The 9,610-nt window shown below is 57.2% G+C and carries 18 protein-coding genes; 13 read left to right on the top strand and 5 right to left on the bottom strand.

Going from position 1 to position 9,610, the window contains the following annotated elements:
- Positions 1-69: 69 nt before the first annotated feature.
- Positions 70-309 (bottom strand): YceK/YidQ family lipoprotein, encoded by a 240-nt coding sequence (locus tag ACP7D9_RS27460; protein WP_038861465.1) that lies wholly within the window; start codon positions 307-309, stop codon positions 70-72.
- A 174-nt stretch (positions 310-483) separates the two neighbouring features.
- Here ACP7D9_RS27460 and ACP7D9_RS27465 point away from each other — a divergent pair, with 174 nt between their 5' ends.
- From ACP7D9_RS27465 to ACP7D9_RS27505, 9 genes are all read left to right on the top strand, one after another.
- Positions 484-888 (top strand): hypothetical protein, encoded by a 405-nt coding sequence (locus tag ACP7D9_RS27465; RefSeq protein WP_426160180.1) that lies wholly within the window; start codon positions 484-486, stop codon positions 886-888.
- Positions 885-1,091, top strand: a complete 207-nt coding sequence (locus tag ACP7D9_RS27470) for a hypothetical protein (RefSeq protein ID WP_426160181.1) — start codon at positions 885-887, stop codon at positions 1,089-1,091. Before ACP7D9_RS27465 ends, ACP7D9_RS27470 begins: the two co-directional genes overlap by 4 nt.
- A complete protein-coding gene (locus ACP7D9_RS27475) occupies positions 1,073-1,267 on the top strand; it encodes a hypothetical protein (protein ID WP_280074936.1) in 195 nt (64 codons plus the stop codon). Before ACP7D9_RS27470 ends, ACP7D9_RS27475 begins: the two co-directional genes overlap by 19 nt.
- A gap of 279 nt (positions 1,268-1,546) precedes the next feature.
- Positions 1,547-2,710: a hypothetical protein gene (locus ACP7D9_RS27480; RefSeq protein WP_426160222.1), complete on the top strand. Its 1,164-nt coding sequence runs from the start codon at positions 1,547-1,549 to the stop codon at positions 2,708-2,710.
- A 7-nt stretch (positions 2,711-2,717) separates the two neighbouring features.
- The gene (locus tag ACP7D9_RS27485) at positions 2,718-3,500 is read left to right on the top strand and encodes an ERF family protein (protein ID WP_235378411.1); all 783 of its coding nucleotides are present in this window, start codon (positions 2,718-2,720) and stop codon (positions 3,498-3,500) included.
- Between the two features lie 3 nt (positions 3,501-3,503).
- Complete coding sequence (locus ACP7D9_RS27490; RefSeq protein ID WP_426160182.1) at positions 3,504-4,121, top strand: lambda exonuclease family protein; 618 nt, start codon at positions 3,504-3,506, stop codon at positions 4,119-4,121.
- The gene (locus tag ACP7D9_RS27495; protein ID WP_426160183.1) at positions 4,118-4,459 is read left to right on the top strand and encodes a hypothetical protein; all 342 of its coding nucleotides are present in this window, start codon (positions 4,118-4,120) and stop codon (positions 4,457-4,459) included. Before ACP7D9_RS27490 ends, ACP7D9_RS27495 begins: the two co-directional genes overlap by 4 nt.
- A 1-nt stretch (position 4,460) precedes the next feature.
- Complete coding sequence (locus ACP7D9_RS27500; RefSeq protein WP_426160184.1) at positions 4,461-4,817, top strand: hypothetical protein; 357 nt, start codon at positions 4,461-4,463, stop codon at positions 4,815-4,817.
- An 84-nt stretch (positions 4,818-4,901) separates the two neighbouring features.
- The gene (locus tag ACP7D9_RS27505; RefSeq protein ID WP_426160185.1) at positions 4,902-5,210 is read left to right on the top strand and encodes a hypothetical protein; all 309 of its coding nucleotides are present in this window, start codon (positions 4,902-4,904) and stop codon (positions 5,208-5,210) included.
- Between the two features lie 7 nt (positions 5,211-5,217).
- Here ACP7D9_RS27505 and ACP7D9_RS27510 read toward each other — a convergent pair whose 3' ends face one another.
- From ACP7D9_RS27510 to ACP7D9_RS27520, 3 genes are all read right to left on the bottom strand, one after another.
- Positions 5,218-5,595, bottom strand: coding sequence for a hypothetical protein (locus tag ACP7D9_RS27510; RefSeq protein ID WP_426160186.1), 378 nt, complete (start codon positions 5,593-5,595; stop codon positions 5,218-5,220).
- 116 nt (positions 5,596-5,711) lie between these two features.
- Positions 5,712-6,017, bottom strand: coding sequence for a hypothetical protein (locus ACP7D9_RS27515; RefSeq protein WP_426160187.1), 306 nt, complete (start codon positions 6,015-6,017; stop codon positions 5,712-5,714).
- Between the two features lie 98 nt (positions 6,018-6,115).
- A complete protein-coding gene (locus ACP7D9_RS27520; RefSeq protein ID WP_016773961.1) occupies positions 6,116-6,304 on the bottom strand; it encodes a hypothetical protein in 189 nt (62 codons plus the stop codon).
- 76 nt (positions 6,305-6,380) lie between these two features.
- Between ACP7D9_RS27520 and ACP7D9_RS27525 the strand changes: the two genes are divergently transcribed.
- Both ACP7D9_RS27525 and ACP7D9_RS27530 read left to right on the top strand, forming a co-directional pair.
- Positions 6,381-7,157: a DUF2786 domain-containing protein gene (locus ACP7D9_RS27525; protein WP_426160188.1), complete on the top strand. Its 777-nt coding sequence runs from the start codon at positions 6,381-6,383 to the stop codon at positions 7,155-7,157.
- A 48-nt stretch (positions 7,158-7,205) separates the two neighbouring features.
- A complete protein-coding gene (locus ACP7D9_RS27530) occupies positions 7,206-7,850 on the top strand; it encodes a hypothetical protein (RefSeq protein WP_426160189.1) in 645 nt (214 codons plus the stop codon).
- A gap of 29 nt (positions 7,851-7,879) precedes the next feature.
- Here ACP7D9_RS27530 and ACP7D9_RS27535 read toward each other — a convergent pair whose 3' ends face one another.
- Positions 7,880-8,482 (bottom strand): MltR family transcriptional regulator, encoded by a 603-nt coding sequence (locus tag ACP7D9_RS27535; RefSeq protein WP_426160190.1) that lies wholly within the window; start codon positions 8,480-8,482, stop codon positions 7,880-7,882.
- A gap of 114 nt (positions 8,483-8,596) precedes the next feature.
- Here ACP7D9_RS27535 and ACP7D9_RS27540 point away from each other — a divergent pair, with 114 nt between their 5' ends.
- A complete protein-coding gene (locus ACP7D9_RS27540; protein ID WP_426160191.1) occupies positions 8,597-9,199 on the top strand; it encodes a hypothetical protein in 603 nt (200 codons plus the stop codon).
- On the top strand, positions 9,180-9,554 hold the full coding sequence (locus tag ACP7D9_RS27545) for an HNH endonuclease (RefSeq protein ID WP_426160192.1): 375 nt from the start codon (positions 9,180-9,182) through the stop codon (positions 9,552-9,554). Before ACP7D9_RS27540 ends, ACP7D9_RS27545 begins: the two co-directional genes overlap by 20 nt.
- Positions 9,555-9,610 lie beyond the last annotated feature (56 nt).

Consider the following 9,610-nt stretch of genomic DNA (forward strand, 5'->3'; position numbering starts at 1 on the left):
GGCTACCCCTTCCGCCCAATGCCGGTTGAGCCCCGGCCAGATCACACCCCGATGCGGACACCCGATAGCTCAAAGGTTGCAGCTGTATTGATATTCGAAGGGGAAAAAGACGGTGTCGACCACCAAAGAAAACGGCGCGTCGATCAGCAAAAAGGGAATCAGTTTTCCTTTGGACGTACCCACCAACCACCAGTCGAATCGCACGCCAATGTAGGGGCACCGGTGCTTGTCATAGTCCATGCGCATGGCGGTTGCCATACACCCACTCAGGCTGGCAATCAGCACCAGTAAAATCGCTTTTCGAACCACGTAACGTCCTTATTACTTCTTTGTGCGGAGCTGGATAGACGCTGGCGCGCAGAGTTAGTCACCCTCCCTCGACACCACCCGAATGCACTCCCCTCCGCGCCCAACGGCAACCAGCGGAGCGGATGAGTGCATCCGAGTTTTGTTGGATCAACACCCGCCACTCTGGAGGCGACCATGTCAGCTCTACGCAAACTCATCCCGGAAGACGACTTCCTCGATACGAAGGCAGGTCAGGAATGGCTGACCGAGTCGGTCGAAGATCTGCTTTCTCGGCAACACGTGGAAGCGCCGAATCCGGTAGGCCGAAACAAGGTACTGGTCAACGCAGACCACTTGCCGGAGGCGCTGGCGGATTACATGGCTGCGAACCCAGACCCAGATCGGTACATCGAGAGAATCCTGATCGAACTGATCAGGCGCCAAGACGGCGGGGTTCTGCACACTTGGGCCGTTGAAGCCGTCGGCGGTGATCTGCAAATCGTTCGGTCGCTCGCCGCCGACTTGGTTGCCGTGCACGCCAACGAGTACCGCGACGCCAAACGCGAAAGCGATCTCGTCGAGCAGGAGTGTGGGTTTTGAGTCCGCACGTCCTCATTGGCGAAGAGTTGGAGACCTTGCAGCACCCAGAAACGCCGATCAGTTGGTCGCTGATGATTCAGAAGACCATCAGCGAAATGATGGCCGACGAGCGCATCACCATCGAAGAATTCAACCACTACTGCGGGCGCCTCAACAAGATTGTTGCCAGGCGCAAGGAGTCGTCATGTCTACCCCAATCGTGAAATCGCTGGTCGATGAGCAGCTCGACGAAATCGAACGCCGCATCGCGATCCTTGGCTTCGGCCTGCCCTTCAATGAGGTGATCGGCCGCAAGCGCGAGGATCTGGTCGACAGCCTCCCGCAGCGCCTGTCGGTGACCATGAAAGGCGGACGCATCGCTGTGAGGGCTCGGCCATGAATCTCGTCTACTGGATTCTCGTTGTGATCTTGATCGGTGGCGCAGGCGCCTATGGCGTCGCTCGCGATGGTCAGGGCACTTGCCAGGTGCCGCGCTCCACCACCTACCACGTGTTCCGGTGACCAGCCTTCAGCGGGCGCGCCACCTCCTGATTCGGCGCGGGTCGTTTCGAGTTCTCGCGATTTACACCTTCCTGATGCTGCTCAGCGCCCTTGCCGACCGCATCACCTCCTGACTTTCAACTTCAAGCGCTGCGCACGTCGCGGCAAAGGATTCCCCGTGTCCGCAAATACCGAACTGGCAGCAATGCCACCGGCAGAAACCGCCCTCGCCGTCTACAGCAAGCCGAACGGGCTCGACCCATGGCTTGACCAGGTGCGCGCAAAGGTCGATGAGTTCAAGAAGGTCCTGCCCGATCTCAAGACTCGCAAAGGCCGCGAAGCTTACGCATCAATGGCGCACTCGATCGCGAAATCGAAAACGGCGCTTGAAGCAGTGGGCAAAGAGATTTCCGCCAAGCAAAAGGAAATCCCCAAGCTGATCGATGCTGAGCGGAAACGCGTGTGGGACACGCTTGAAGCATGGCAGAAGGAAGTGCGGAAGCCTCTGGATGACTGGCAGGCAGCCGAAGATGCTCGGGTCGACAAGCACAACGACGCGATCCAGCAGATCAAGGATCTCGCCATCTTTGAAATAGCGCCAAAGTCCGGCCACCTGGCCAACATCATCGCCGACCTCGAACTGCTCGAAATCGGCGATAGCTGGGAAGAGTTTCTTGCCGAAGCCGCCCAGGTGAAAGATCAGACGCTGATCAAGCTGCGCGCCCTGCACACCGAACGAGCGCGGTACGAAGCCGAACAGGCCGAATTGATCCGGTTGCGCGCCGAAGCTGAAGCACAGGCTCAGCGCGATCGGGACGCACAGATCGCCCGGGAAGCTGAAGAGCGTACCCGTCGTGAAGCTGAGCAGCGTGCACAGGCCGAACGAGAAGCCGCCGCCCGCCGCGAGCAAGAGTTGCTTGATCAGGCTGCCGCAGCGCAGCGTGCCGCCGAGCAAGCTGCCCGCGAAGCAGAGGCACAGGCCGAGCGACAGCGCCTCCAGCTTGAGCAGCAGGCCGAACAGGCTCGACTTGCGGCCGAGCAGGCGGAGGCGAATCGCATTGCCGCAGAGCAACGTGCCGAGCAGGAGCGCCAAGCTGCGGCGAAACGTGCCGAACAGGCAGCAGAGCAAGCGCGCCTCGATGAGCGCCGCCGTGCAGATGCAGCGGCCGAAGAGATCCTGCGCCAGCAGCGCGAGCGCGAAGCCGACAAGGCGCACAAAGGCGCGATCTACAAATCAGCGAAAGAAGCATTTATGAAAAACGGCATGACCGAAGAGTGCGCGCGCCTGGCTGTAAAGCTGATCGCCAGCAATCTGATCCCAGCTGTCTCCATTCAATACTGAGGTCGACATGAGCAACGTAGCCATCGCCGAGCCAGCAGAGGCCAGGCAGGTCACCAGTCCGGTGGTCACCAACGAATCAACCGCAATGCTGACGATGATTCAGCGTGCGGCGACTGATCCAGCATTCGATGCGGACAAAATGCAGAAGATGATGGAGATGTATGAACGGCACACCGACCGTACGGCCGCTGCCGCTTTTAACGCCGCGATGGTTCGGGCCCAAGCTGAAATCGGCCCTGTATTCCGCGACAAGTTCAACGCTCAAACGAGCAGTTCCTATGCAGCGCTTGAGTCGATTGACCGCAAGATATCCCCGGTGTACACCGCGCACGGCTTCTCGTTGTCATTCGGGACTGGCGACAGCGCGCTCGTGGGCCATATCCGGACCCTGTGCGATTGCATGCACGAGGCTGGTCACACAAAGCAGTACCACGTTGATCTGCCTATTGATTCGGCGGGCATCAAGGGAAGCGTGAACAAGACCGGCGTACATGCAGCAGGATCGACGTTCAGTTACGCCCGGCGCTACCTGACCATGATGATTTTTAACGTCGTTCTGACAAACGAAGATGACGATGGAAATGGCGCCAACAACTCTCAGGATCCGCCGTCTGAGCCAGTAATAACCGCAGGACAGGCCGCGCAGCTCGACGCTCTGCTTAAAAAATGCACTCCGGTTTTGCAAGAGAACTTTGCCGCCAAATACGGTTGCGCAGCCAATGTTTATAAATCCGAGTTTGACGCTGTGTCGGCCCGCATCACCAAGTCAGCCAGTCGCCCTCAGGAGTAGATCATGCAAATCATTACTGAAGTTGAGCAGGGATCGCAAGAATGGCTGGACCTGCGCCTGGGCATCGTCACCTGCTCTGAGCTGGAATGCCTACTGGTCAACGGGAAAGGCGAATCAGGCTTTGGCGCTGGCGCCTTCACCTACATGAACACGCTTATCGGTGAGCGCATCACCGGCGAGGCTGCCGATCCTTTCCAGGGGAATCGCCACACTGAGCGCGGCCATGAGCTGGAAGGTGTCGCCCGAAAGCTCTATGAGCAGCGTGAGGAAGTCGAAACCAAGCAGGTGGCGATCATCCTCAACCACGGCGCCGGGTACTCGCCCGATTCGCTTGTCGGGCCTACAGGCCTGACGGAAATCAAAACCAAACTTCCGAAGTTTCAGGTGGAAGTGATTCTGTCCGGCGAGATCCCGAAGGAACACGTCGCTCAATGCCAAGGCGGCTTGTGGGTGTCGGAACGGGAGTGGATCGACTTTGTCTGCTACTGGCCGGGCATGCCGCTGTTCATCAAACGCGCCTACCGCGACGAAGCAATGATCCGCAAGCTCTCGGAACGGGTGAAAACCTTCTACGAGATCCTTGACGATCGCATGAACCAGGTACTGGGGATCGCAGCATGAGATGGGACGCCCATAAGGCAGAGGAGCCTGTCATCGCCAAAGCCCTTCACCGGTTCACTGACGCGGGAATCTTCGCCGCGTCTAAGGCGCTGCACCGGTCCACTCGCTCACTCAATCGGATCGCCAGCGAGCATGGCATTGAGTTCACGACCTGCACCGCCAAGACGATGGAAGCCCGTCGCCAAAGAAGGGCCTCAATGGTCGCTCAGATAAAGGCTTTGGCCGGCACTCGCTCGCAAGCTGAGATCTGTGCGGCGCTTGGAATTACGCGGGCAGTTCTTCGTGAGCTCGCCGAGATCTACGAAATCAACATCGACAGTCGCTCGAAAGGTGCCTGATATGGAACAAGCATTCGTTGAAGCCGCAAAGCGGCAAAGTGGACTGGAGGCGGCGAAAGCTGCCTTCTTTGCATCTGGAGGTACGGCGCAGCTAATTCCTACCGGGATCGGAAAGGACAGCCCAGGCATCGCAACGGTGGTCAAAACGCCATACGGCTACAGGAACATCGAAGCGCAGAAGGCTAAGCGAGGCCGAATGATCACCCAAGAGGAGCGAGACAAGATCGCCGGCGAACTTATGAACTGCAAGGCGGCCGGAATGACCCGCAACAAAGCCTGCAAGCACATGGGTATCAGCACGACGCTCGCGCGAAAGATCGTCGAGGAATACTCGCTCGATTACCCGACGAAGGCGTGATGCGCAGAATCAAGTTTCGCACCCAACAACGCAAACGACAGACCTGGCTGGACTTGCCGGCCAGCGGAATTGAAGAGGTAGGCCATGGCCAAGAGCAATGCGCAATTACAGAAGGACAAGCGAGCCAAGGAGAAGGCGCTGCTCGACCGGATCGGCGCCGAGAAGCGATCGCTGATTGTTTCGAAAGCGCTTGATGATGCGCTTCAGGTGCTGGGCGAGCGCCACGGCTTCGAAGAATGGCAGGAGACGGTGACGACGTTCATGATCAATCTCGCCGCCGCGCCTGCGGAAGAGTCGGAACGGTTCGTGAAAATGTCGCGACCTAAAATCGTTGTGAAGGAAAAGTGGTCGCGCAAGCTTGAAGAATTTGCCGCGACCGGTGTTGAGGCGTAAGCGAGGCCTACGGCGGGGATACACCGACTGGAAGCAAGTCTCCGAATCCCCAGACAACCGTCCCAACGAGAACGATGGTGACTGCGACTCGACCATACCAAGTCAAGCGCGGCAGATACTTCTTCTTGGTCCCGCTGAAACTCATTCCGACCATTCCGCCGGGCTTTAAAACTCCCAGCATCGCATCAGACTTGAGGTGCGCGAGGAAGGCGATTGCCGCCATTACCGCGCCAGCTCTGGAAATCCATGAGCTGGGCTTGTCAAACCCCCAGACGACTCCAAGAACAACAATCGGAACCAGTATCGCCAGCACCACGTAGCAAAAAAACCATTTCCGGTGCTGCAATATTCTTTTTTCGTAATAGCACTCTTCTGTGTCGGTCATGCAGCTGGCTCCTTGATCCGGCTCCATGCCGGGCCGAACACAAATACCCCACTTATCAGTGGTTGCGCCACTTCGAACGGCAGGATGGTCGGAAATGGTCGGGCACTCGGCTTGCATCACTGATCAACCAGCCGCTTCGATCTCATCGCCGGAGCAGGCCACCCAACCAACTCATCCTTCACAAGAGGCTGCTGGGCGCGGCTCTGAAATACAGCGGTGTGGCTATCGACAATCGGCACCAGGTCGCGATCGTGCGTAGGTTGGAAGCGCTCACGCATCGCGGCTACATCGAATTTTTTGCCGACGTGCTCACCCAAGAAGCGCCGGCTGATTTTGTAACGTCCGCAGTTGAAGCACACAAGGTCGTCCCAATCGCCGTAGATGCCCTTGCGGTACGCTTCCCCCCAGCAGATCCAACACATACATCTCATAACTCGTCTCCTGATGCCCAGATAGATTCGGGCAAAACGGCGAGGGTTCACTGAGAAGTGTTGAACGAGCGTGTCACCTGTCGGCTGGATTACGCGCTGCTCGGCGCTTCAACGATTCGGTGCGCCGACTCCATGTAGCTGGCCAGGTCGATAACCTCCCGAAGAAACACGACCACCTCCAGCTTCACCGCGTCATCCGGCAGTCCTATCCGTTTCAGCATCGCTTTAGCGTCTTCTTCGATAGCCGCTAACGCATCCACATCGCTCTGCAACCTCATGTCGGCCTCCTGCCAGTGTGAGATTGCAGATAAATACCCCACTTCTACGAATCACGCCAGCCGGCGAGGACCCCCTATGTCCGCACAACAGATCGACGAAAAGAAACTCGAGCGCGCGATCCGCAAGATAAAGCACTGCCTGGCACTGGCCCAGAGCGCCAACGAGAACGAAGCCGCTACGGCGCTGCGGCAGGCACAGGCGCTGATGCGCGAGTACCGCCTGACCGAAATGGATGTGAAGTTGAGTGACGTTGGTGAGGTCGAGTCGCAATTTACCCGCGCCGAACGCCTCCCAGTATGGGAGCGGAGCCTGGCCGGAGCAGTTGCTAATGTGTTCGGGTGTACCTCTCTGTACGGTAGGCAGTACTGCAAGGAAAAGGACCGAATCATCGCCAGAACGTCTTTCGTAGGAGTGACACCTGCCCAGCACATCGCGCTGTATGCGTTCGAGGCGCTGCTGACGAAGTTGAAATTTGCCCGCAAGCAGTATGTCGCTGCGGTTCGTGCTGGCGTGCACCGTAGCTCCTACTCAGCGGAAACCGCAGGCGATCACTTCGCCCTGGCATGGGTCAATGAGGTTTACGGGAAGCTGATCGCCCTTGTGCCGAAAGGTGAAGACGACACGCCTCCAGCGAGCGAAGGTCGAGACATCATCGTCGTCGAAGCGCAAGACAAGGCGCTTATCACCGAGTACCTCGCAAACAAAGGCGTAGGCAAAGCCCGCAAGTCGCGCGACGTCGACATCGACCTGAACGCGCAAATCGCGGGAATGCTCGCTGGCCGCAGGGTTGATCTACACGCCGGCATTGCGCGCGCCGGCGAAGAGCCCCTCACCCTTTCCGCAAGAGCCTGACCTTTCCCACCCTCCACCGCCCGGGCATGCCCCGGCATAGGACGCCCCATGCCCACAGAAAAAAAACCGGCCGAGCCGCTGAAGGTTGAGCGCTCGACAGTCACGAAGCTGGTGATCACCGGCGCGCCGCGTCTCGACGCGATTACAGTGTTCCTCGAGGACTTCGGCCGCCGCGACTGCCCCACTGAATCCGACCCGAGCTATCAGACCGCCCAGGGCAAGATCACAGTCAATTGCTGGGACAACAGCTGGAGCGCCTACTGGGGCGGCATGGGTCCACGCACGGTGGCCGAGTTCGTGGCCGACTGTGATTGGCACTACGTCCTGAACTGCCTCGATCGCGGTATCAGCAGCACGCGGTTCAGCGGGAATGCCCTTCACGCCTTAGCGAAAAAATGCATCGTCCAGCGCCGCCGGCAACAGACCGGCCGACATGACTGGGAGCTGGATGAGCTGAGCAAGGATGAGGCGCGTGAGCTCTGGCACGACATCGACGTTCTGCGAAGCGTCGAGTTGCCCAGCGAGTGCTGGCATCACAGCAAGCTGATGACCGAGCTTTTCGGTGATGAGTGGCACTACCCCGTCGGCGACAAAGCCGTCGAAGAAAACCACGAATTCACGTATTTACAGCGCGTTGTCGAGGCAGTTCAGAAAGTGCTGCGCCAGGAACAACCGCAGCAGTATGTTGCATGAGATATAGCCGTTCTAGAAAAAGTTATTTTTCAAGACTCATAAATATCCTTGAAATCAGAAAACAGATCTGGAAGCGGCAGACCATTCTTTTTAAATCCTCGAATAATCGAACCGTATTTAATCCTCATAGACAAGTCCCTAACCGCCAATGAGAACGCAGCTTTATTGAGTCGAATGTAACCATCTGCTTTCATTTGCCATTCGTTAATTTCCCCCTCTGAGTCAGGTGAAAAACGGTTAGGTAGTTTTTCCGCGGCACATTTGAAGCAGTGCATGCTACCAATCTGAGATCTAACATCGGGATCATCAAATGATAGCTGATCAGATGAATGGGCAAACTTGTTCCTCAGCTTCCTTACTATTTGGAGATCATTGAATGTAGTTTTATCTATAAAACCAAATGCAAGAGCGATAGAAATTTTTGCAGAAAAATTTGATAGAGGACCGCTTAGATCGAAAATATCCTTAACTTGCTTCTGAGACATTCTATCTATAAACATCTCGCTCTTCAGCATGGTGACCAGACTATCCTCTAACAGAGCAGCACCAACTATCGCAGCTCCCCTATCAGATTCATCAATAAGGTCAAATTCTTTTTTTGGTCTCTGTACATCGTTCAATTGTTCGGCCATTAGGCACCTTGAAAGGTTCAGAAGCACCAACGGATCCTGACACAACTTCATTTTTCTCGCCATTACATCCCCTCCCCCTTCAAAGTCAGCCGCTATAGCGGCAAGGACGAAGTCATGTCTGCACAAAAGCCAATCATCATGTACGACGCTCCGGAAGCAGCCAGCCTGAAAACTGTAACCGGTTGGGTTTCAGCTGACGGTCGCTTTTTCGGTGGCGACGAGAACCTTGCCCGCTACTGCGGCGCAACTCATCGCCGCTGCGAAGTGAACCCTGACCACGATATCTACGAAGTGAACAGCTACTGCAAAGCGTGCCACCACGCCCGCCGCCAAGCGAAATTTGCAGCGATGCCGGTCAAGGAATGGGCCGGCGAGCCTCTGGTTATCTTCGATGGTGATCGGTACTTCTTTGATGAAGACGATCTGCGCGACTACCTGGTCGATAGCGAAATCGATCTGGCCGACCTGCAGCTCTGTATCTGCGAACCGAACTACCCCAGCCAAATCGACCCGGCAGATCACTTCATTGATGATCTGCCAGAGGACGGCGAGATCCGCGACGATCAGTTGCTTGCGGCATTCGAATTGCTGAACGAGATGATCCGCAAGTCCGAGCCGCTGTCTTGGTCAGAAGGCGAATTCGCCGCGCAACTCCCGCAGTCGCTCATCGAGGAGATCACCACCGAGAGGGCGAGCCATGCGATTGAAGAAATCTGAGCGCGAGCAAGTGCGCCTGAAGTGCGGCGGGCATTGCGCGTATTGCGGCGTGCTGCTGGGTGACCGCTGGCATGCCGACCACCTCGAAGCGGTTCGCCGCAACTGGGGCAAGGAGGCGAAGCTGGTTCCAGCGCTCAGCCCCGAGAACCACAACCTCGCCAACATGATGCCGGCCTGCATCCCCTGCAATCTGAGCAAGCACGCCATGCCTCTGGAAGCCTGGCGCGAGTGGATCGCCGGACACGTCAACAGCCTCAACAGCTACCACCCAATCTACCGGCTCGCCAAGTCGTACGGCCTGATCGCTGAGACTGGCGCGCCGGTGGTCTTCTACTTCGAAAAGGTGCAGCCATGATTTTCTCCTGCATTGCCGTAAGCACCCTCTTCTTCTGGCTTCCATTGGTACTGACC

The organism is Pseudomonas sp. TSRC2-2 (assembly GCF_049897785.1).
Classification (GTDB): Bacteria; Pseudomonadota; Gammaproteobacteria; order Pseudomonadales; family Pseudomonadaceae; genus Aquipseudomonas.

Bases quoted from the DNA above. Each gene is read 5' to 3' on its own strand.
- ACP7D9_RS27535 (WP_426160190.1), bottom strand. From the start codon at position 8,482: ATGGCCGAACAATTGAACGATGTACAGAGACCAAAAAAAGAATTTGAC.
- ACP7D9_RS27490 (WP_426160182.1), top strand. From the start codon at position 3,504: ATGCAAATCATTACTGAAGTTGAGCAGGGATCGCAAGAATGGCTGGAC.
- ACP7D9_RS27525 (WP_426160188.1), top strand. From the start codon at position 6,381: ATGTCCGCACAACAGATCGACGAAAAGAAACTCGAGCGCGCGATCCGC.
- ACP7D9_RS27545 (WP_426160192.1), top strand. From the start codon at position 9,180: ATGCGATTGAAGAAATCTGAGCGCGAGCAAGTGCGCCTGAAGTGCGGC.
- ACP7D9_RS27530 (WP_426160189.1), top strand. From the start codon at position 7,206: ATGCCCACAGAAAAAAAACCGGCCGAGCCGCTGAAGGTTGAGCGCTCG.
- ACP7D9_RS27505 (WP_426160185.1), top strand. From the start codon at position 4,902: ATGGCCAAGAGCAATGCGCAATTACAGAAGGACAAGCGAGCCAAGGAG.
- ACP7D9_RS27475 (WP_280074936.1), top strand. From the start codon at position 1,073: ATGTCTACCCCAATCGTGAAATCGCTGGTCGATGAGCAGCTCGACGAA.
- ACP7D9_RS27465 (WP_426160180.1), top strand. From the start codon at position 484: ATGTCAGCTCTACGCAAACTCATCCCGGAAGACGACTTCCTCGATACG.
- ACP7D9_RS27515 (WP_426160187.1), bottom strand. From the start codon at position 6,017: ATGTGTTGGATCTGCTGGGGGGAAGCGTACCGCAAGGGCATCTACGGC.
- ACP7D9_RS27485 (WP_235378411.1), top strand. From the start codon at position 2,718: ATGAGCAACGTAGCCATCGCCGAGCCAGCAGAGGCCAGGCAGGTCACC.
- ACP7D9_RS27540 (WP_426160191.1), top strand. From the start codon at position 8,597: ATGTCTGCACAAAAGCCAATCATCATGTACGACGCTCCGGAAGCAGCC.
- ACP7D9_RS27520 (WP_016773961.1), bottom strand. From the start codon at position 6,304: ATGAGGTTGCAGAGCGATGTGGATGCGTTAGCGGCTATCGAAGAAGAC.
- ACP7D9_RS27510 (WP_426160186.1), bottom strand. From the start codon at position 5,595: ATGACCGACACAGAAGAGTGCTATTACGAAAAAAGAATATTGCAGCAC.
- ACP7D9_RS27495 (WP_426160183.1), top strand. From the start codon at position 4,118: ATGAGATGGGACGCCCATAAGGCAGAGGAGCCTGTCATCGCCAAAGCC.
- ACP7D9_RS27500 (WP_426160184.1), top strand. From the start codon at position 4,461: ATGGAACAAGCATTCGTTGAAGCCGCAAAGCGGCAAAGTGGACTGGAG.